General features: G+C 41.5%; 22 protein-coding genes and 1 pseudogene. 11 read left to right on the forward strand and 12 right to left on the reverse strand.

Features of this window, described 5'->3' with window-relative positions; translation table 11 throughout:
• Positions 1-10 precede the first annotated feature (10 nt).
• Entirely contained in the window at positions 11-670 is a 660-nt protein-coding gene (gene ribB, locus B4C48_RS01435) for a 3,4-dihydroxy-2-butanone-4-phosphate synthase (RefSeq protein ID WP_291352783.1), read from the forward strand.
• Between the two features lie 88 nt (positions 671-758).
• Here the strand turns inward: ribB and B4C48_RS01440 are convergent, their stop codons facing one another.
• Entirely contained in the window at positions 759-1,376 is a 618-nt protein-coding gene (locus B4C48_RS01440; protein ID WP_291352699.1) for a LysE family translocator, read from the reverse strand.
• A 42-nt stretch (positions 1,377-1,418) separates the two neighbouring features.
• Positions 1,419-1,907 (reverse strand): DUF1289 domain-containing protein, encoded by a 489-nt coding sequence (locus B4C48_RS01445; protein WP_291352701.1) that lies wholly within the window; start codon positions 1,905-1,907, stop codon positions 1,419-1,421.
• Between the two features lie 206 nt (positions 1,908-2,113).
• Here B4C48_RS01445 and B4C48_RS01450 point away from each other — a divergent pair, with 206 nt between their 5' ends.
• The 4 genes and pseudogenes from B4C48_RS01450 (at position 2,114) to B4C48_RS01465 (ending at position 4,703) form a co-directional block, all read left to right on the forward strand.
• A complete protein-coding gene (locus B4C48_RS01450; protein WP_291352703.1) occupies positions 2,114-3,046 on the forward strand; it encodes a rhodanese-related sulfurtransferase in 933 nt (310 codons plus the stop codon).
• Positions 3,047-3,266: 220 nt separating this feature from the next.
• Positions 3,267-3,551, forward strand: a complete 285-nt coding sequence (locus B4C48_RS01455; protein WP_291352705.1) for an FUSC family protein — start codon at positions 3,267-3,269, stop codon at positions 3,549-3,551.
• Between the two features lie 85 nt (positions 3,552-3,636).
• Positions 3,637-4,254: a DedA family protein gene (locus tag B4C48_RS01460; RefSeq protein ID WP_291352707.1), complete on the forward strand. Its 618-nt coding sequence runs from the start codon at positions 3,637-3,639 to the stop codon at positions 4,252-4,254.
• A gap of 29 nt (positions 4,255-4,283) precedes the next feature.
• A pseudogene (locus B4C48_RS01465) lies at positions 4,284-4,703 on the forward strand (ABZJ_00895 family protein).
• A 151-nt stretch (positions 4,704-4,854) separates the two neighbouring features.
• Here B4C48_RS01465 and B4C48_RS01470 read toward each other — a convergent pair.
• Together B4C48_RS01470 and B4C48_RS01475 are read right to left on the reverse strand one after the other, a co-directional pair.
• On the reverse strand, positions 4,855-5,379 hold the full coding sequence (locus tag B4C48_RS01470; protein ID WP_291352709.1) for a YecA family protein: 525 nt from the start codon (positions 5,377-5,379) through the stop codon (positions 4,855-4,857).
• Positions 5,380-5,448: 69 nt separating this feature from the next.
• Positions 5,449-5,658, reverse strand: coding sequence for a PA3496 family putative envelope integrity protein (locus tag B4C48_RS01475; RefSeq protein ID WP_291352711.1), 210 nt, complete (start codon positions 5,656-5,658; stop codon positions 5,449-5,451).
• A 370-nt stretch (positions 5,659-6,028) separates the two neighbouring features.
• Here B4C48_RS01475 and rpoD point away from each other — a divergent pair, with 370 nt between their 5' ends.
• The 6 genes from rpoD to B4C48_RS01505 all read left to right on the forward strand — a co-directional run bounded on the left by rpoD (position 6,029) and on the right by B4C48_RS01505 (position 12,603).
• Entirely contained in the window at positions 6,029-7,915 is a 1,887-nt protein-coding gene (gene rpoD, locus B4C48_RS01480; protein WP_291352713.1) for an RNA polymerase sigma factor RpoD, read from the forward strand.
• A gap of 118 nt (positions 7,916-8,033) precedes the next feature.
• Positions 8,034-8,321 (forward strand): YbeD family protein, encoded by a 288-nt coding sequence (locus B4C48_RS01485; protein WP_291352785.1) that lies wholly within the window; start codon positions 8,034-8,036, stop codon positions 8,319-8,321.
• A 166-nt stretch (positions 8,322-8,487) separates the two neighbouring features.
• On the forward strand, positions 8,488-9,147 hold the full coding sequence (lipB, locus tag B4C48_RS01490; protein ID WP_291352715.1) for a lipoyl(octanoyl) transferase LipB: 660 nt from the start codon (positions 8,488-8,490) through the stop codon (positions 9,145-9,147).
• Between the two features lie 77 nt (positions 9,148-9,224).
• Complete coding sequence (locus B4C48_RS01495) at positions 9,225-9,758, forward strand: hypothetical protein (protein ID WP_291352717.1); 534 nt, start codon at positions 9,225-9,227, stop codon at positions 9,756-9,758.
• Position 9,759: 1 nt separating this feature from the next.
• Positions 9,760-10,944, forward strand: a complete 1,185-nt coding sequence (locus B4C48_RS01500; protein WP_291352719.1) for an iron-containing alcohol dehydrogenase — start codon at positions 9,760-9,762, stop codon at positions 10,942-10,944.
• A gap of 264 nt (positions 10,945-11,208) precedes the next feature.
• Positions 11,209-12,603 (forward strand): APC family permease, encoded by a 1,395-nt coding sequence (locus B4C48_RS01505; RefSeq protein WP_291352721.1) that lies wholly within the window; start codon positions 11,209-11,211, stop codon positions 12,601-12,603.
• A 58-nt stretch (positions 12,604-12,661) separates the two neighbouring features.
• Here B4C48_RS01505 and B4C48_RS01510 read toward each other — a convergent pair whose 3' ends face one another.
• The 8 genes from B4C48_RS01510 to rplU form a co-directional block, all read right to left on the reverse strand.
• Positions 12,662-13,141 (reverse strand): tRNA (cytidine(34)-2'-O)-methyltransferase, encoded by a 480-nt coding sequence (locus B4C48_RS01510; protein ID WP_291352723.1) that lies wholly within the window; start codon positions 13,139-13,141, stop codon positions 12,662-12,664.
• Positions 13,142-13,178: 37 nt separating this feature from the next.
• Positions 13,179-14,555, reverse strand: a complete 1,377-nt coding sequence (gene cysG / locus B4C48_RS01515; RefSeq protein WP_291352725.1) for a siroheme synthase CysG — start codon at positions 14,553-14,555, stop codon at positions 13,179-13,181.
• Positions 14,556-14,645: 90 nt separating this feature from the next.
• Complete coding sequence (gene serS / locus B4C48_RS01520) at positions 14,646-15,917, reverse strand: serine--tRNA ligase (RefSeq protein WP_291352727.1); 1,272 nt, start codon at positions 15,915-15,917, stop codon at positions 14,646-14,648.
• A gap of 119 nt (positions 15,918-16,036) precedes the next feature.
• On the reverse strand, positions 16,037-16,813 hold the full coding sequence (locus B4C48_RS01525) for a DUF3298 domain-containing protein (protein WP_409514817.1): 777 nt from the start codon (positions 16,811-16,813) through the stop codon (positions 16,037-16,039).
• Between the two features lie 147 nt (positions 16,814-16,960).
• Positions 16,961-18,445 (reverse strand): carotenoid oxygenase family protein, encoded by a 1,485-nt coding sequence (locus tag B4C48_RS01530; RefSeq protein ID WP_291352731.1) that lies wholly within the window; start codon positions 18,443-18,445, stop codon positions 16,961-16,963.
• Between the two features lie 278 nt (positions 18,446-18,723).
• Positions 18,724-19,422 carry an outer membrane lipoprotein chaperone LolA gene (lolA, locus tag B4C48_RS01535; RefSeq protein WP_291352733.1) on the reverse strand — a complete coding sequence of 233 codons (699 nt, stop codon included), beginning with the start codon at positions 19,420-19,422 and terminating at the stop codon, positions 18,724-18,726.
• A gap of 217 nt (positions 19,423-19,639) precedes the next feature.
• A complete protein-coding gene (gene rpmA, locus B4C48_RS01540) occupies positions 19,640-19,897 on the reverse strand; it encodes a 50S ribosomal protein L27 (RefSeq protein ID WP_166325924.1) in 258 nt (85 codons plus the stop codon).
• Positions 19,898-19,915: 18 nt separating this feature from the next.
• Positions 19,916-20,227 carry a 50S ribosomal protein L21 gene (gene rplU / locus B4C48_RS01545; protein ID WP_086196864.1) on the reverse strand — a complete coding sequence of 104 codons (312 nt, stop codon included), beginning with the start codon at positions 20,225-20,227 and terminating at the stop codon, positions 19,916-19,918.
• Positions 20,228-20,423 lie beyond the last annotated feature (196 nt).

A 20,423-nucleotide genomic window follows, 5' to 3' on the forward strand; every position in this document is an offset into this window, starting at 1 on the left:
GAGCGTTTCAATGTCCAGTTTAATTCAACCTGAAATTTTCTTTTCTGCCCTTCCTCCTGCCGAGCAGCGCATTCAACAAGCGCTGGAAGATATACGCCAAGGCAAACCTGTTCTGGTGATGGATGACTTCGACCGTGAAAATGAAGCCGACCTGATTGTTGCCGCAGAAACCTTAACTGTAGAAACCATGGCACGCATGATTCGTGATGGTTCAGGTATTGTCTGCTTATGCCTGACCGATGAACTTGCTAATCATTTAAAACTTTCACCTATGGTAGCTGATAACTCAAGCCAGTTTAAAACAGCCTTTACCGTGACCATTGAAGCAGCGACAGGTGTAACTACCGGTGTTTCAGCCCAAGACCGTACTACTACAGTTAAAGCGGCAATTAAAGATGGTGCTGTAGCAAGCGACTTAAACCGACCAGGTCATGTCTTCCCTTTGCGTGCCCGTGAAGATGGTGTATTGACCCGTCGTGGCCATACCGAAGGTACCATTGATTTGGCACGTTTAGCCGGTTTAAAACCTGCTGGAGTTTTATGTGAATTAACCAATCCTGATGGCAGCATGGCATCCGGTATTCAGGTGCTATCTTATGCACAAACTCATCATTTAACCGTGATTACCATTGAAGAATTGGTGCAATACCGTTTAAAGCACCAAATTTAATCAAATACTCAAATTTAAAACCCAGCCAATCTGCTGGGTTTTTATGTCTAATCATAGTCAAAAGAGGTAAAAACGAATTCAAATTTATTTAGAAGAATGATGATACAACCCTGTAAATACCATACTCTGCGACAAGCATTAAAATTGCAGCGCACATACCCAGTAATTTCGAATAGCAGCGTGACTGGGATAATTTATTAAAAGAAAAATACACTATAGATAAGGTTGCGAAATCTAAAATAATCCAACTCAGGGTTAATAACCACAGACTCATATCCAGATGCGGGGTCACCGTGACAAATTGCGGAAAAAATGACGCAAAGAAAATAATATCCTTGGGATTGGAAATACCCACCAGAAAACCGGTTTTGAATCCGCCTTGAACCGGTTTTAAATATAATCCTGCATCAGCCTGACCAGCCCATACTTCCTTGAGCAAACCAAAGCCCAGATAGGCAATATATAGACAACCCAATAACTGAATTGCATTCAACCAGTTTTCATTCACAACCAGTAGCCCCTTTAAGGTCAGAACTGATAACCCAATTAAAATCAGCGAGGCAAAATTTGTTCCAAATATGGTTCTAAGTGCAGCAGAATAACCACCGCGCAGACCTGCACTTGCCACCAAAAGCATCACTGGACCAGGCGTAGCAATCATCACAATGACAGCCAAACAATACAGCACATATTCAGTCACATTCATCCTTGACTCTTTTTACATTTAACCCGCATATAAAAAAAGGACTTACTCGTCCTCTTCATCTAAATTCAATAAATGTTGGCTCATGCCATCGGCTCGCAAGAAAGCCAAATCATAACTGGCCTTGGCCAAGGCCAGCACACGATGTTCAAACTCATCCCAAAGCGGGCGGACGTGCTTATAGTGAATGCCTAAACCGCTATGATCAGTGAGATGACGATTTTTTTCACAAAGTTTCAGTGCATGGTACAACTTACGCCCGGCAGTAGCATCCTCTCGCAAACGGATGCGTTTAGATAAAATGAAGGTTTCGACTTGTGCCAGATTGGCATGAGGTAGCATGGGTACCAGAATTTGATTCAACTGTGCATCCAGGCGTTGCCAGACCACAGTATGTTGCTCTGTTGTATAAGTATTCCATTGAATCACTTCATGATTAAAACGACGGCAACCCCGACATACCGAATCACCAAACACGGTAGAGCAACGCCCTGCACATGGAGTCAAAGAGGCAATTCGACGATCAGTATTCAAAATAAACTCCGAAATTCAACAACATTCAGGTCCAAAGAATTGAGACCATCTTCTGATTTAATATGAAATAAGCATAGGCATCATACATCCCGGCACAGCAAATTAAAAACCATATTTTGCGAAGGGTTTTCTCGCTAATTTTGACAATTCAAGGTAAAATATGCGCCTTAAATTTTGTCCTATTTTAAATACATTTGGAGTATTCCATGAACGCTACTGTAGAACAGCTTGCACCTGTAGAACAGCAAGCGACCACTGACTGGGTTGTTGCCGCACTTTATCAATTCAAAGAAGTTCAAGATCCTGCCAATCTTCAACAACGCCTTCTTGATTTGGTAAAAACCATCAATCTTTGTGGAACTCTAATTGTAGCGGGTGAAGGCATTAACGGCACTGTAGCCGGAGACCGTGCAGCCATTGATACCATTCATCAATTTCTGCTGAATGAAGGCTTTAACGCAATGGAATATAAAGAGTCACACAGCGCTGACAAACCATTTCGTAAAATGAAAATCAAACTGAAAAAAGAAATTGTGACCCTAGGCGTTGAAGTAAAACCGCGTGATTTAGTGGGTCACTATCTAGATCCAAAAGAATGGAACGAACTGATTGCACGTGATGATGTCATCCTGATTGATACACGTAACGACTACGAATATAAAGCCGGTACTTTTAAAGGCGCAATTGATCCTAAAACTGAAACCTTCCGTGAATTCCCGGAATATGTTAAACAAAATCTTGAACAGCATAAAGACAAGAAAATTGCCATGTTCTGTACAGGCGGTATTCGTTGTGAAAAATCTACCTCATTATTGCTTCAAGAAGGCTTTAATGAGGTGTATCACTTAAAAGGTGGTATTTTAAAATACCTGGAAGAAACCCCTACTGAAGAAAGCATGTGGGAAGGTGAATGTTTTGTATTTGATGGCCGTACTGCTGTTACGCATGGTGTAGAAGAAGGTCAAAATATTAAGTGTCATGCTTGTGGCTGGCCTTTGCTTCCTGAAGAAGCTGAACTTCCAAGCTATGAACACGGTGTATCGTGCAAATACTGCATCGACAAAACGACCGAGAAACAAAAAGCCGGTTTCCGTATGCGTCAGTCGCAAATTGCAGCCGCTAAACGCAAACGCCTGTAATCTAAATGCATGATAAAAGCCCTCATTTGAGGGCTTTTTATTTACCGCAAATAAACAATAAATAAAAAAAGATCACCAATTTTTACCATAAAGGTATGTTAAGTCACAAATAATCTGATATTCTGAGATAAAAATTAAAACAACCATGTAACTTATTAATTTTTAACGTGAAATATTCAACATATAGCATGAAAAAGTAACATGAAAAAGGAGCTAAATTATGTCAAGAACAATTAGTCGTTCAGCCGCTTCTACACAACGTTTCCACTTGGTTCGTGAAAAAAATCTTCAAAAAGTAGAACAAATCAAACACGCCTTAGAACAAGAATCTCATCTTTTTATAGTGATCATGGGTGCTGTTATTGGCAGTATTTTTTCCATATTCATTGCATATCATCTTACGCCTAATTTTATAGAATACGCCCTACTCAGTGTGATTCCTTTTGCACTCGCCTATAGTTTAAGAAAAGTTTATATCCATACTCTGATTCATAGCCAGGAATAATCCGGACTGATTACCTGGCTACACTTTACCCTAAATCTAATAAACTTTAGGATGGTGTAAATATCACGATTATTTTTATAACTTTATGAATCTGACAGACTGGATTATCTCCATCATGGAACAACTGGGCTATCTCGGTATTGCCCTACTGATGTTTCTTGACAACGTATTTCCGCCTATTCCCTCTGAAATCATCATGCCCTCGGCTGGCTATTCTGCATCACAAGGTCAGCTTATATTATTTGGGGTAATTATTGCTGGCTGTTTAGGTTCACTGCTCGCTGCAGCTTTTCTGTATTGGATTGGCTATCAATTCAAACATGAAAGCATTTTTCGCTTTATAGATCGTTACGGCAAGTATTTGTTTATCAAGACCCAAGATGTAAAAAAATCACTGGACTGGTTTGAACACTATGGCCATCGTATCGTATTCTTTGGCCGTATGATTCCAGCTGTACGTTCTCTGATTAGTATTCCCGCAGGCATGAGCCGTATGCCTTTTTGGAAATTTATGTTTTACAGCGGCTTAGGTACTATTATCTGGACCACTTTTTTGGCCTATGTCGGATTTTATTTTGGTGAAAACCAGCAGCTCATGCAGCAAATTTTCAGTAAAGTCAGTTATGTGATTATTGCCATCGTAATCATCATTATTGGTTGGGTTGTATACCGTAGACAGCAGCGCAAAAATCGCTCATCCTGAGTGAAGGCTATCTTCAGGAGACTAAGACAATGTCGCATTATCTTAAATATTTTGCTGTTGTTTATAGTATGGTCTTAATCCTGTTAGTAATTATCTTGATTTATGCTTTAAAACTCGATGCCATTACCTTGCTGCCTGGACTAATCGCTTGTGCTTTCCTAAGTGCCAGACATTTTGTCGAAAAAGAATAACGCTTACCGAATGCCAAAGAAAGAAATACTCTGGTGTGGGGATCAACTGTAGTCGCCATGACCATTGGTTTTATCGTAATGCTGGTCTTAATTGTAATGCATCCACGTGCTGAAGAAATTTTGATGACTATAGGTTATGCTGGAAGATCTCTGAATTCATTGCTGGTTGCAGCTGCCATTGCCCTACATGGCCTGATTTTCCATATCGCTTACAATGGTTATGCTCGATATACTCTCAATAAGCACAAGTTTGAATAAATACAAATCAGGCCTACTGATGAATTTGCCTGATCCACTCTAAACATAAAAATTCAAGCTTAAAAAAAGCACCATAAGGTGCTTTTTTTATTTAACGAATGAATTTGCTGTGTAATCCATGAGCCGCGATTGTACGGCTCAAAATGTGACATTACGCTGGCGTGTGATACATTAAATAAAGTTCATTTAAATTATCTGGAATTTCTTCAGCAATTTCATCCATAAGCTGACCGTTGCGGCGGAAAGATTCCATTTGTGGATCTTCTTCATCCACACCACTGAAGACCATCATCGGTAAAGTTAAATCTACCAGTTGCTCTTCATGTTCAGGCGTGAACCAGGCTTCTTCGTTTAAGAACATGGCATCGACAAAGCCAACACTCCAGTCGCCTAAACTTGAATCCACATCTGCTTCTTCAATTTCAAAAGGAAATTCAATTCCTTCTTCATTAGCCAGGCTTTGACGAATCGATTCTAACCATGCTTTTACTTGCGCAATAATTTCAGCAGGTACTTTCTTTTGATTGTTGTCAAAAAGTTCATCCAACCATTTATCGAATTTCGGACCAACCGCAATTGCACATAAAAAGCCATGAGTAGCCGGGAAATCTAGACCATATTCATTTTGGTCGCCATCTAGATATTCGCTCAAAAGGTCTAAATCTAAAGCACTCATTTAAAATCCAGTTTTGTAAAATAACTACGGCATAGCATAGCATTTTAGCCCGCTATACAGAATCCTATTTTAGCCTTCTTCATCATCAAAATCGTCGTCATCATCCAGATCATAATCGAAATCTTTCAGCTCACGCTCTAAACGACGTTGTGCGAGAAGGTCATCAATGAGACGACGTTTTTCTAACGACTCTTTAGCACTAATTTTGCTTGATACTTCATCAAAACTAACATCATCATCACTGTAGCTATCATCTAGTTCAAAATCTGTAGAAGACACTAAAACTACCTCATGGTGAAAAAAAGTGAATGGGTCTAGGCGCTATTTATCGTGCTTATGCAATCTTGTCAAGTTTTTTTATTTTTTTATCCTAGAAATACGATTTAATCTTGTTTTTTACCTCTAAAATTGTGTATTTATGAACACCTAGAATTTTTATCATGCCGTATAAAGAAAACGCAGAATATTTTCAAAGCAAAGTCTCACGGACTTGAAAAAAAAAATTCCACCCCAATATTGAAAACAATTGTTAAATCAAATTCATATTTTAAATGAGACTTGAACAATCAATATTCAAAACAATTTTAAGCGAATTGTGCTATCATGCACGGTTTTTCACTGCCACAGATTCAACGAAGAGTAAGCAAAGATGAGCGATATGACTTCCCCTACTTCGCAAGTAGCGGCTCTGATTAGCCGAGGCAAAGAGCAAGGTTACCTAACTTACGCTGAGGTTAACGATCATCTCCCAGACTCGATCACGGAAAGCGAACAGATTGAAGACATCATTCAGATGCTTCAAGACGTGGGTATTCCTGTGCATGAACGTGCACCTGAATCTGATGACACCATGTTTGATGGATCTAGCGCTGAAGCAACCGATGAAGTTGCGGAGGAAGAAGCTGCAGCTGTTCTTGCCTCAGTTGAAAGTGAACCTGGTCGTACAACCGACCCTGTGCGTATGTACATGCGTGAAATGGGAACGGTTGAACTGTTAACGCGCGAAGGCGAAATTAGCATTGCTAAACGTATTGAAGAAGGTATTCGTGACGTTCTTCATTCTATTGCCTATTGGCCAAATGCTGTTGAAGTTGTACTAAAAGAATATAACGATGTCACTGAAGGTGAACGTCGTCTTGCTGATATTTTATCGGGTTATTTGGACCCTGAATCTGATGAAGAAATTCCGGAAGTTTTAGAAGATGAAGCTGAAATCGAAGAAGATGAAGAAGCAACGTCTAAAACCACCAAAGATGTGAAACTGGATGATGACGACGAAGAAGAATCTGAAAGTGATGATGATTCTGAAGGTGAATCAGGTCCTGATCCAGAAATTGCACGTGTACGCTTTGCTGAACTGGAAGAAGCATGGAAAGTGACTAAAGCTGCCATTGCAGAACATGGCCGTAACAGCAAACAAGCTGAAGAAGCGCTTGAAGCACTTGCAACCGTGTTTATGATGTTCAAATTTACTCCACGTTTATTTGACATCATTTCTGAAATGATTCGTGGTACTCATGAACAGATTCGTACTTCTGAACGTGAAGTGATGCGTTATGCAGTACGTCGTGGTCGTATGGATCGTACTCAATTCCGTACTTCTTTCCCGGGCCAGGAATCAAATCCAGCCTGGTTAGATGAGCAAATTGCCAAAGCACCTGCCGAGCAAAAAACTTATCTAGAAAAAGTACGTCCAGATGTATTGGCATTCCAGCAAAAGATTGCCGACATCGAAAAAGAATTGGGCTTGAATGTTAAGGACATTAAAGACATTTCTAAACGTATGGCAGTCGGTGAAGCGAAAGCTCGTCGTGCCAAGAAAGAAATGGTTGAAGCCAACTTGCGTCTGGTTATTTCGATTGCGAAAAAATATACCAACCGTGGCTTGCAATTCCTTGACTTGATTCAAGAAGGTAACATCGGTTTGATGAAAGCCGTAGATAAGTTTGAATACCGTCGTGGTTATAAATTCTCGACCTATGCAACTTGGTGGATTCGTCAGGCAATTACCCGTTCGATTGCCGATCAGGCACGTACCATTCGTATTCCGGTACACATGATTGAAACCATTAACAAGATCAACCGTGTATCTCGTCAATTGCTTCAAGAAATGGGCCGTGAACCGACTCCTGAAGAATTGGGCGAACGTCTGGAGATGGATGAAGTTAAAGTTCGTAAAGTGCTTAAAATTGCCAAAGAGCCGATTTCTATGGAAACGCCGATTGGTGATGATGAAGATTCGCATTTGGGCGACTTCATTGAAGATGGCAACATCACTTCTCCGATTGATGCTGCAACTTCAGAAGGCTTAAAAGAAGCGACTCGCGAAGTACTTGAAAACCTGACTGAACGTGAAGCGAAAGTCTTGAAAATGCGTTTTGGTATTGATATGCCAACCGACCATACTTTGGAAGAAGTTGGTAAACAGTTTGATGTCACCCGTGAGCGTATTCGTCAGATTGAAGCTAAAGCATTACGCAAATTACGTCATCCTTCTCGTTCTGAACACTTGCGTTCATTCCTTGAAAATGACTAACCCATAGGGATACGACGGGGAGTTGAAAATTTGTTTAACATCCCCATCTAGTATTCAGCAACATAATAACGCCTGCATCTATGCAGGCGTTTGATATATAAGTGGGACTACTATGACCATGTTAGACCGTACACCCTCTCGCGAACTTCAAGAACATCTTTGGGTTTTCCCAATGGATTACCCTATTAAACTGATTGGTGAAGCCTGCGAAGAGTTACATATTGCTGTTGTAGAAATTTTGGTAAAACATTTTCCGGATTTTGATGGTAACAGCATCAAGGTACAACCTTCACGTACTGGAAAATACCATTCTTTAACTGCCCAGATTGTGTTTGTAGAGCTGGAACAGGTGCACGCTTTATATTCTGACCTCGCAGCCTGCCCGTTGATTAAAACTGCTCTTTAAGAGCACATAAAAAACACGCTTCTGGCGTGTTTTTTTATTTATATAACAATAAAAATATGACTAATTCTGCAAAAAACTTTAAATCGGCCAGCGATCACCTCCTATCTCAGCATGATTTCATTATAATCCTTCTATCCTGTTGAAATTTTTTAAGGACGCACTTCACGTGACTGATGCTGTTCTAAAACCCAAACTGATTATTCGTCAATTTAACCAGCTTACTCCCTACCTCGATCGTTTTCAGGACATGAAAAACCTGACTGAAAACCGCGATGAGAATACACCGGATGAACTGTGGATTCTGCAGCATCATGATGTGCTTACCCAAGGCCAAGCTGGCAAGCCTGAACACATCCTGATGCCCAGCAATATTCCAGTCGTTCAAACCGATCGTGGTGGACAGGTCACCTGGCATGGTCCGGGGCAACTGGTTGCCTATTTCATGTTTGATTTAAACCGCTTGGGCTGGAATGTACGCACTTTGGTATCGTATGCTGAAAATTTGATGATTGAACTGCTGGAAAAATATGGCATTGAAGCTTACGCCAAACCGGATGCACCGGGTGTATATGTCAATGAGCGTAAAATTGGTTCTCTGGGTTTTAAAATCCGCAAAGGACGCAGTTATCATGGACTGGCATTGAATATTGATTGTGACCTGACTGGTTTCCATACTATTAACCCATGTGGTTATGCTGGTTTGGAGATGGTCCGCATTCAGGATTTAGTGAAAGATTACCCAAAATTCGAGAACTTATGCGTCGATATTATTGAAACTTTCAACAACAGCGGTTACTTTAGTGAAGTTCAAATCATGCAACAATAACTTTGCTTTTGGCATAAAAATAAATTAGAGTATTTACTCTAAACTAATAAAATATTTTTTAGATAAGGGATACGCGAGTGATTTCAACCAAATCCGTTAAGCCCGCTTTACAACTGACCTATGTCAAACTCATGATGGATGTGATTGGCAGAGGTCTGGTAATGGCGAGTCAAGTCGACGCCGAAGTCAAACAGGAAGTTGCAAAATTCCCTGTGGATTTCGTTCTATCGATGAAGGTATTTCCCAATGGTCCTGCTTTTATTGCAAAAGTCACGGAAGACCATCAATTACAATTACTTCGATCTGTCAGCAGCAAACCTGACCTTACCATTACTTTTAAGCACTTAAGTCATGCTTTTTTAGTATTTTCTTTTCAGGAAAGTACTGCGCAGGCTTTTGCTCACGACCGTATGATTGCCGATGGAGACATTTCTTTCGCGATTCGTCTGGTACGCTGCTTAAACAAAATGGAAGCACTGATTTTACCTAAACTGCTTGCTGAGCTTGCTGTAAAACAATATCCAACCGAATTAAGCCTAAAAGAAAAACTGACTGGAGCTGCAAATATTTATTTGAAACTAGCTCAATCCTATTTTAAACGGAGTGCATAACATGGCTAAGCCTTATTACGAATTTTTCTGTCCAGTAAAAGTCATCGCAGGTCATGCCGCGTTAGAACATATTCCGTTTGAACTTGCTACTTTAGGTGCAAAACGCCCACTGATCATTACCGACAAAGGTGTACGCAGCAATAACCTACTTGCCCCAATTGAGGCGGCTTTTGAATCGACCGATGCGGTAATTGGTTATATTTTTGATGATGTTCCACCAGATTCAAGTGTACAAACCGTTCGCAATGCAGCCAAAGCTTATCGAGACAATAATTGTGATGCGATTATCGCTGTGGGTGGCGGTTCGGTGATTGATACCTCCAAGGCAACCAATATTCTGGTGACTGAAGGTGGCGATGACCTGCTTAAATATTCAGGTGCACATAACCTGCCAAAACCGTTAAAACCATTTTTTGTGATTCCCACCACCTCGGGTACCGGCTCAGAAGTGACGATGGTTGCGGTGGTCTCTGATCTTGAGAAAAACGTCAAAATGCCGTTTGCATCTTATTATTTGATGCCGCATGCAGCGATTCTTGACCCGCGTATGACCCAGACCTTACCACCGCATTTGACTGCCATGACGGCTATGGATGCACTGACTCATGCAGTTGAAGCTTATACCTGTATGGCAGCCAACCCGATCAGTGATGCCTATGCGACCGCTGCGATCAAGAAAGTCAGCAACAGCCTGTTCAATGTTCTGGACAATCCGACGGATGAATTTGGTCGCCTGGAACTGGCACAAGCCTCAACCATGGCTGGCATTGCTTTCTCTAACTCTATGGTCGGTCTGGTTCACTCACTCGGACATGCCTTAGGTGCAGTGGCTCACCTGCCTCATGGTTTATGCATGAACCTGTTCCTGCCTTATGTGCTTGAGTACAATAAGGAAGTGAATGGTGACAAGATTGCCGAATTGTTACTTCCTTTAGCAGGACCAGATATTTATGCGCAGACTCCTGCGCATTTACGCGCCGACAAAGCGATTGCCACAATTCTGACCATGCGCGACCGCTTATATGCTTTAACCAAGTTGCCACGTACTTTACGTGAAACCGGTAAGGTTTCAGAAGCGCAACTCGACGAGGTTGCAGATAAAGCATTAAATGATGGTTCCATTATTTACAATCCTAAAGAAGCCAGCTTGAGTGATTTAAAAGCAATTTTAGAAAAAGCTTGGTAAATATTGAAAATTAAGCGAATATAGCTAAAAATTAGCCTGATGTTTTTTTAAGCATCAGGCTTTTACTTTATGGAAAATTAAAGCTAATTTTTTATATCAAATGGCATATTTTCTGCATTAAAAATTCATAAAGATATTGGCAAAAGGGACCAAACTAGAGTAGATTGGCGCACTTTTGTTTTATTCATATAGGGGGGATCGTTCGTCTCAAACGATCCTTGTAAACATGACTGATCCTTGATCAACGATAAGAGGATAACGCCGTTGACAAATATCTCTGGGACTCAATCGGCAGCTAAACTGCAAAAAACGCTTGGACTCTGGCACATTATTATTATTGGTTTAGCTTATATTCAACCAATGACACTATTTGATACGTTCGGTCTGGTTTCTGAAGAAAGCCATTACCACGTACCAACTTCTTACATTATTGCCTTAATTGCAATTCTGTTTACGTCTATCAGTTACGGACATATGATCCGCCGTTACCCGTCATCAGGTTCGGCATATACTTATGCACAAAAATCGATCCATCCTAATGTCGGTTTTATGGTCGGCTGGTCATCATGGTTAGATTACCTGTTGTCACCAATGGTCAACATCATTTTGGCGGTCATTTATCTGGAAGCACTGTTCCCTGAAGTTAACCATTGGGTTTGGGTGGTTGTACTGACTGCATTCATGACCGGGGTAAACTTACGTGGTGCCAGATTCGTTGCCAACTTTAATGGCCTGATTGTAGTGGTTCAGCTGGCAGTCATCGCTTACTTCACCTGGATGGTTTACACGCTGCTTGCAGGCGGGGTCAATGCCGATGGTAGCTTAGCGAATGCCAAGTACCAGTTATGGAGCCTGGAACCCTTCTGGAATGAAATGACGGCTTTAGGTCCTTTAATTACCGGTGCAACCTTACTGTGTTTCTCTTTTACCGGTTTTGACTCACTCAGCTCACTGGCAGAAGAAACCAAAGATACTGAAAAAACCTTACCTAAAGCGATTTTCCTTACGGCGCTGCTTGCAGGTATTATCTTCATTATCAGCACCTATTTCATGCAAATCTACTTCCCGAATGATCCGAAGACTTACTTTGAAGATGTCGCTGCAACCCAGCCAGATATTCTTCTAGCAGTAGGCGGCGTAGCATTCAAAACTGTAGTGCTTTACTTTGCAATCGTCACCGTGATGGCATCGGGTATTTCTGCGCATGCAGGTGTATCACGTCTCATGTATGTGATGGGTCGTGATGGCGTGATCAATAAAAAAATCTTTGGTCATATCAGTCCAAAAAGCTACACACCGGTTTACAACATTCTGATTGTAGGTGCGGTGGCTTTAACCGCTGGCTTTATGGATTTGGACATCGTGATTTCGATGATCAGCTTTGGTGCTTTAACTGCATTTACCTTTGTGAATTTGTCGGTGATTTCACGTTATGCATTACGTGATGGCCGTACCAAAAACATCAAAGACATTTTCAGCTTTGTTGTGATTCCTTTACTGGGCTTCTTAAGCATTTTTGCGATGTGGCTAGAAATTGAAGATACCGCACTAAAATTCGGTCTATGGTGGGCAATGTTCGGTATTTTGTACCTGGGTTATAAAACCAAAGGCTTCAAACACCCGGCTCCACAACATAACGAGTTTGATAATACTCATTAATGGGTTAATTCCATGCATAAAAAAAGACGCTTCATGCGTCTTTTTTTATAACTTTATTTTAAACCAGTTCTTTAAAACCTTGCTGACGCCAAGCTTCATAGAGAATAACAGCGGTGGCATTCGACAAGTTCAAGCTGCGTGAATTTGGCGCCATTGGCAAACGAATCCAGTGGTTCTCAGGAAACATCATGCGAACATTTTCAGGCAGACCACGGGTTTCAGGTCCCATCAACAATGCAACCGGACGGTTTAAGTCTGAAGTATGCGGAGTTTCAAAACCTTTGGTGGTTAAGGGATAAATCGCATCGTTATCAATCCCCTGCTCTTTTAAATGCGCCACACATTCTGCAAAGTTTTCCCAAACTTTCATATGTGCCCATTCATGATAGTCCAACCCTGCACGTCTGAGCTTTTTATCATCCAGCTCAAAACCTAGTGGTTTGACCAAGTGCAATTGCGCACCGGTATTGGCACATAAACGAATGATATTCCCCGTATTTGCAGGAATTTCTGGCTCGTATAAAACAACATGAATCACTGAATTTCTCTACTCTTTCAATGCAACAGGACTCGAATTAGCCTTGCCACTGTAATTGTTCGCGCAATTTTACCACCTCACCAATAATGGTCAGGGTCGGCGCTTGAATTTGATGTTCTGACACTTTTGAAGCGATATCTGCCAAGGTTCCGACCACGACTTTCTGGTCTGGTGTCGTCCCTTTAGAGATCAAGGCGACTGGCATATCTGAACGTTGACCATGTGCAATCAGTTGAGCACATATTTTTTCCAAACCCACTAGACCCATATACAGTACCAAGGTTTGGTTTTCATAAACCAGTTCATTCCAAGGCAACTCCGGCGAGCCTTCTTTTAAATGTCCAGTCAGGAAGCGAACACTTTGCGCATAATCACGATGCGTTAAAGGAATACCGGCATACGCAGAACAGCCAGAAGCAGCAGTAATCCCCGGCACTACCTGGAACGCCACACCGGCAGCAAACAGCTCCTGAATTTCTTCGCCACCACGACCGAAGATAAACGGATCACCACCTTTTAAACGGCAAACACGCTTACCTTGGGCTGCATATTCCACCAATAAAGCATTAATGCCTTCTTGCGGCACACTATGATTGGAACGGGCTTTACCGACATAAATCTTTTCCGCATCACGGCGGCATAAATCCATAATCGCAGGAGAAACTAAACGGTCATAAATAATGACATCTGCCTGTTGCATCAAGCGTAATGCTTTTAAGGTCAACAGTTCAGGATCACCCGGACCGGCACCGACCAGATAGACCTCGCCTTTAGGCGTTTGCCACTCAGTTAAGGCTTGTTCGATTAAACGATCCGCTTCTGCAAGATTGTCATTAAACACCTGTTCTTTGAGCGGACTGGCATACAAGTCTTCCCAAAAAATACGGCGTTCATCCGGATTTGCAATTTTCGCTTTGACTGCAGCACGCCATTTTCCGGAAAATTCCGCCAGCTTGCCCATACCATGCGGAATACTGGCTTCGAGCTGAGTACGAATTTGACGGGATAACACCGGTGATGTGCCATTGGTGGCAATGGAAACTACTAACGGTGAACGATCGATAATGGCAGGAACCATAAAACGACAGTGCGGCGGATCATCGACACTATTCACCAATATTTTTTCAGCTTCAGAGGCTTCAAAAACTTGAATGTTGGTGGCTTTATCGTTGGTTGCGGCAATCACCAAACGGTAATCACGTAATGGAATATCTGGACTAAAAGGTGCCTGAACATACTGCCCCTGGCTTGACTCAACAATCTCAAGCAAAGAACTTTCGATTTCAGGTGCAATCACATCAATGACTGCGCCTGCTTTTGCCAAAAGTACCGCCTTACGGTAAGCAATATGTCCACCACCGACAATCAGACAAGGTTGCTGTTGCAACTTTAAAGAGATTGGAAAGATATCCACGAATTACCTCAATATTTTAAATCTGACTGTCTTAAGCAATTTTCATGCACAAAATTGTGCTATTCACATAATTATTGATCAATCCGGAGATTAATCAATAAATTCTGCACCACCCATATATGGACGTAGCACTTCAGGAATCTCAATCGAACCATCTGCACGTTGATAATTTTCCATCACAGCAAGCAAGGTACGGCCAACCGCCAAACCTGAACCATTTAGAGTGTGTAAAAACTCAGTTTTCTTTTGATCGACACGGTAACGTGCTTTCATACGGCGTGCCTGGAAATCACCCATGCATGAACAGCTTGAAATTTCACGGTAAGTATTTTGACTTGGTACCCATACTTCCAGATCGTAAGTCTTGATTGCGCCAAAGCCCATGTCGCCACCACACAGGATAATTTTACGATATGGAAGACCTAAGGCTTGCAAAATACCTTCAGCATGACCAGTCAATTCTTCTAGAGCCTGCATCGAGTCTTCAGGTTTTACAATTTGCACCATCTCAACTTTGTCGAACTGGTGTTGACGAATCAAACCACGAGTATCGCGACCATAAGAACCGGCTTCACTACGGAAACATGGCGTATGCGCAGCATATTTCAGTGGCAAACGTTCAGGATCGACAATTTCATCACGCACGAAATTGGTCACTGGCACTTCGGCAGTCGGAATCAGGTAGTATTCTTTTTCACCTTGTAATTTGAATAAATCTTCTTCAAATTTAGGCAATTGACCTGTACCACGTAATGAATCTGCATTCACCAGGTATGGTACATAGGCTTCGGTATAACCATTTTTTAAGGTATGGGTATCGAGCATGAACTGAGTTAAAGCACGTTGTAAACGCGCCAATGGCCCTTTTAATACGCTGAAACGCGTACCGGTGAGTTTGGTCGCAGTTTCAAATTCCAAACCGCCCATCCATTCACCGAGGTCAGTATGATCTTTGATTTCAAAATCAAATTGACGCGGTGTGCCCCATTTTAAAATTTCAACGTTATCGTCTTCATCTTTACCCTCAGGTACAGATTCATGCGGCATGTTTGGAATAGTTAAAGACTTGGTTTCAATTTCAGTTTGCAATTCAGTCAGCGCAACTTCAGCTGCTTTAATTTCATCACCAATGGCTGCCATACGCGCCATGATTTCAGATGCATCGCCACCAGATTTTTTAATTTGGCCAACTTGTTTAGCACCCGAATTACGTTCTGCCTGTAAAGCTTCAGTTTTCGACTGGAGCTCTTTACGGCGAGCTTCAAGTGAAGCCCACTCTTCTACATTCAGCTGTACACCACGTTTTGCCAAGGCTAAATTTACAGCCTCAATATTATTTCTGATTAATTTCGGGTCGATCATAGCCAATCTTTTGCAAAGAAAAAAACTGGCTATAGTGTAAGCGCTAAACACTAAAAAAGACAGTGATCGAACGGACAGCTGTGGCTTATTAAAGCAACTTTAGCCGAATTAAGTTGAAATTATGGTGTTGGATACTTTGGCAAACTTGGCAGATATTCCGCTTTAATCAGTTTGCTTAGTGCTGAATAAGGCAAGGTCAGCTCAGTCATGCCTTCTGCATAAGAAGCCAGTTCATATAAGGGATAAACAAAGACAATGCCGTTAGCACCATAATAAAAATTATCACTTAATTTTAGCTTGTCTCTTTCTATACTGTGCTGTTCCAGCCAGATGCTATTTGAATCATACAAAGTATTTAATAGTTGCTGTTCTGTGCCTTTCATCAAAATATCTTGCAGCGCCAGACGCTTTTTGTTTTTCAAATCAAAATTGACAAATTCCTGATGATACATGCCATGCGCTGCACCAGATGAATAGGTATAGGTCTGAATGGCAAAGGTTGCCCGATCATACTGTTGACTGACAAAACGGATATAAGTCGAGCTTTGACTTAAATCAGGACTCGCCCCTTCGGCAGTATTGATCTTTTCATTGGGCGCTGTAGAAAACGCAATCGGATCGGCTTTTTTCACCCGATCGATAAAATAGTCATCCACCCACTTCAGGTTGCTCTTTACCGTTTGAATTTCATACTGGGTACAACCTTCAGCATCACACGCTTCTGGTTTGCTCAGTTTTACAGGAACAACTTTGGCTTGAATCAGAGGAATTGTCTGCACATTTTCCTGCTGGGTCGTACTTGCCTGTTCAGGCTGTGGAGCAGGTCGTTCCTGACATCCCGCCATGACAAGCGCTGCTAAAGAAACAGGAACTGCCCATAGCCATTGTTGATTCATGCGTATTTCCATTTTATTTTTACAACCTGATACCTTTTATAATGCCCCTGCACTATACAAAGCCAAGTCACTGAATAAAATTTTAAATATGTATCTTGCAGCAGTTTTAGTTGAATAAAGCTGAATCCTGATCAGAATTGCATGATTTTAAGATAAATCGATCCAATTACCGTGAAAACCTAAAGGTACATGGGTTCCCAGTATAATTTCTGCCTGAGGCTGAATATTTAAACCTTGGGCTTTTAAAATAACCACTTTGGAGGACTGTTTAGGGATATGATGCAGATAAGACAACAAGTAGCCTTCACCTTCTGCTGCGACTGCTGACTCCGGAATAAACACCACTTCTCCAGTCATCCATTGTTCACCAAATTTATAGATGGTTTTTTCATGGCTTTGCAGGTCATGGCAAATTAGATGATTGGCTTGGGTCATGTTTAAAGAATCAAAACTGGCACTATAAATATAACGATGCTGCTCACCAGTATAGCGTTCATCGATTCTTGGGAATTCCTGCGCCTGCCAATCAATAACCTTGCGATCTACCGCATTCCGTTTTAGATCTATGGTCCAGCGTTCCAACTGGGTTTTTTGCTGCTCAAACGGACCCTGATGGGACTTTTTAAACATGGAGCGATGCACGACCACATCCAGAATAATCTGCTGTTGCTCATTGCGGTAAGCATTGGCGGCATGGAAAATAAAACAGAGTTCAATATTGATCCACTGTACTTCATCGGCATGACCATATTTAGGCAAAATGCCAATTCGCGCAGCATGCTGGTCATTCCACTGATAAGGCAAAGGATTGCCTTTGATGAGTTGCTTGAAAGAGAACGTGACCGGTAAATCAAAAATTAAGACATCTTGCTCGGTAATAGCACAGTCATGGATCATGGGACCATGCTGTACCGGAATTTTGGTCCAATGCAGCAACATACCTTGCTGATCTATCACTTCATAATAGGCATGCTTAATATCCAGCGCATCATAGCAAATCGCGTGCAAATGCCCGCTATGAGTGTCTTTATGCGGGTGTGCAGTAAAAGGCAGATCTGCATCGGTATTAAAAAAACGGTGTTCCTGTGTGTTCAACTCCAAGTCTAAACGTGCGGGCAAAGCGCCTGCTTCAACACTCGCCCAGATCTGATTGGCATGATAAAAAGCATTGGTATTGACCACATCCCCTGGCCCACGGCGAAACCCGGCTTTAACAGGCTCATGCTTTTGCTTTTGGATGGAAGCCGTGGCGATATAGCGGCTTTTGAACCATGTAGCTCGACCCTGCTCAATTTTTAAAGCGTGCAACATGCCGTCGCCTGCAAACCAGTGATATAAATCTTGATTCTCAACATGAATGGGATTGGATCCAATTCTTAACAATAGCCCGGTCAGGTGCTGGGGAATTTCACCGATCACCTGAAATTCGTGCTTTTCCACTTCATCCACAGGGCCAAATATGCCATGTAGATAGGGATTTTCTGCCCTATTTTTAGCTGTCTTTTTTGATCTTCTTTGCAGCCAGCTCACCCCTAGCCCCATCACCCTTTGGCGATAGCTATTGAGTTTGGATTTAAGCGGGGTAAAACGCGGATAATCTGACGATGAAGCCACTGTACTCTTATTTTCCACTATTTTAATTCTCCTGGGCTTTTGCCTTTTTGCTTTTTCTTAGTGTTAGGCAAAGTTGATCTTGCGTATGGTTATACTCAATCCTGATCACTAAATTATTATCTTTAAGTAGTATGAATTGTAAGGTCTATGGCCAAGCTTGAACATATTTTTGTAAGACTGGGCTGGGTTAATTAAAACTTAACTCATTTTTAACAGAATAAACGCAAAAAAGCAGTCCCATAGGACTGCTTTTAAGTGAGGCTTAAAACCTTTTTAAGTGATTAAAAATCAATTAATTATTGATCAATAATATCGGTGCCTTTAGGCGGAGTAAAATTAAAAGTTGACGAAGCAATCGATGGATTCAATTTCACATTGTTAAAGCGAACAGTGGTGGTTTGACCCAACGAATCCTGCAAAATCATCAGACTTGGGGCTTTGTTTGCACCAAAACTAATGGTCAAGCTTTGGAATGCACTGTCTTTCACTTTTGGATACAAAGTGTAATAAGTCTTGCCTTTATCGGGTTGAGTCACACGATAAGACTTCATAATCTGACTGGTATTGCCCGATAGTAATAATGCAGGGGTATTGGCCACCTGTTCATCCAGACTTTGACGCACGGCTTGCTGCAAGTCAGGATCATAAATCCAAACGGTTTTACCTGAAGTCACAATCGTTTGTTTTGAAGGACTGGTGGTTTCCCAGAAGAATTTACCCGGACGTGCAACCTTCATCACCCCTTTAAAGGTTTGATTCATGTGTTGTCCAGTCAAGCCTTTTTTCTGCGGGGCTTTAGCAGCAGAGGTCGCTTTTGTGGTTTGTTCAAAGTTAGCAGACAAAGTGCGAATATTGGTTAACTGTTTCACCAGATTATTGGTTGCTTGCTGCTCCGATGCTGCTACAGGTGCAGCAAAAACAGTGGTACTCATTACCGGTGCGAGCGTTGCAGCACCTAGGGTCATCGCACACAGGGTTTTACGAAGCATTTTCATATCATCACCTTTTTTATTTGCAGTATCGCAATTTGTTCAATGTGTCCATCTTAAACGAAATAATGTGGCTAAAAGTAGAGAAAATAAGAAGTTTTGTATTGTTATTAATATCCAATGTAGAGATTTCTACATCATGATGAAGAACTGAAATTGTTTTGAATAATTTACACCCATAAAAAAACCCACATTAAATGTGGGTTTTTCGCGCCATTAAAACTTATACAGTTTCAACAGATACGTAGCGACGGCCAAATTGACCTTTCACTTCGAATTTGATCACGCCATCAGCGGTAGCAAATAAAGTATGGTCACGGCCCATACCTACGTTTGCACCAGCGTGGAATTCTGTACCACGTTGACGAACGATGATGTTACCAGCAGTCACAGCTTGACCACCGTACATTTTAACACCTAGCATTTTAGGGTTTGAGTCACGACCGTTACGTGTCGATCCACCAGCCTTTTTAGTAGCCATGTTTCATAATCCTCGTAATTAGCCTGAAATAGCAGTAATTTTCAACTCGGTAAACCATTGACGGTGACCTTGTTGTTTACGGTAATGTTTACGACGACGCATTTTAACAATACGGATTTTGTCGTGACGACCGTGGCTAACTACTTCAGCAGTTACTGTAGCACCAGCAACAACTGGAGCACCAATTTGAATGCTTTCGCCGTTTACAAGCATTAATACGTCATCAAACGTAATAGTTGTACCAGTTTCAGCTTTCAATAATTCTACTTTAAGGGTTTCACCCTCAACCACACGGTGTTGTTTACCACCGCTTTGGATTACTGCGTACATAATGTACTCCAAACATGCCCGTGTCGTCGTGCCGATAAAGGAATATATCGATCTTAATACGAACGCCACTGGGGGGATATATAAGGGCAAACATATTAAGTGATAATAAATCAAACAACAAGCTGTTTCAGTGTTTTTTTGAGCTTTAATTTTGTTTAATTTATCAACGATCAAATTATGAAGCCGAAATTGCTTT

The sequence above is a fragment of the Acinetobacter sp. UBA3106 genome, from assembly GCA_002365595.1.
Lineage (GTDB): Bacteria > Pseudomonadota > Gammaproteobacteria > Pseudomonadales > Moraxellaceae > Acinetobacter.

Coding starts and splice junctions, on each gene's coding strand:
- B4C48_RS01450 (WP_291352703.1), top strand. CDS start 2,114: ATGAACGCTACTGTAGAACAGCTTGCACCTGTAGAACAGCAAGCGACC.
- B4C48_RS01460 (WP_291352707.1), top strand. CDS start 3,637: ATGAATCTGACAGACTGGATTATCTCCATCATGGAACAACTGGGCTAT.
- B4C48_RS01470 (WP_291352709.1), bottom strand. CDS start 5,379: ATGAGTGCTTTAGATTTAGACCTTTTGAGCGAATATCTAGATGGCGAC.
- ribB (WP_291352783.1), top strand. CDS start 11: ATGTCCAGTTTAATTCAACCTGAAATTTTCTTTTCTGCCCTTCCTCCT.
- B4C48_RS01455 (WP_291352705.1), top strand. CDS start 3,267: ATGTCAAGAACAATTAGTCGTTCAGCCGCTTCTACACAACGTTTCCAC.
- B4C48_RS01500 (WP_291352719.1), top strand. CDS start 9,760: ATGGCTAAGCCTTATTACGAATTTTTCTGTCCAGTAAAAGTCATCGCA.
- B4C48_RS01525 (WP_409514817.1), bottom strand. CDS start 16,813: ATGAATCAACAATGGCTATGGGCAGTTCCTGTTTCTTTAGCAGCGCTT.
- rpoD (WP_291352713.1), top strand. CDS start 6,029: ATGAGCGATATGACTTCCCCTACTTCGCAAGTAGCGGCTCTGATTAGC.
- B4C48_RS01485 (WP_291352785.1), top strand. CDS start 8,034: ATGTTAGACCGTACACCCTCTCGCGAACTTCAAGAACATCTTTGGGTT.
- lolA (WP_291352733.1), bottom strand. CDS start 19,422: ATGAAAATGCTTCGTAAAACCCTGTGTGCGATGACCCTAGGTGCTGCA.
- B4C48_RS01440 (WP_291352699.1), bottom strand. CDS start 1,376: ATGAATGTGACTGAATATGTGCTGTATTGTTTGGCTGTCATTGTGATG.
- rplU (WP_086196864.1), bottom strand. CDS start 20,227: ATGTACGCAGTAATCCAAAGCGGTGGTAAACAACACCGTGTGGTTGAG.
- rpmA (WP_166325924.1), bottom strand. CDS start 19,897: ATGGCTACTAAAAAGGCTGGTGGATCGACACGTAACGGTCGTGACTCA.
- serS (WP_291352727.1), bottom strand. CDS start 15,917: ATGATCGACCCGAAATTAATCAGAAATAATATTGAGGCTGTAAATTTA.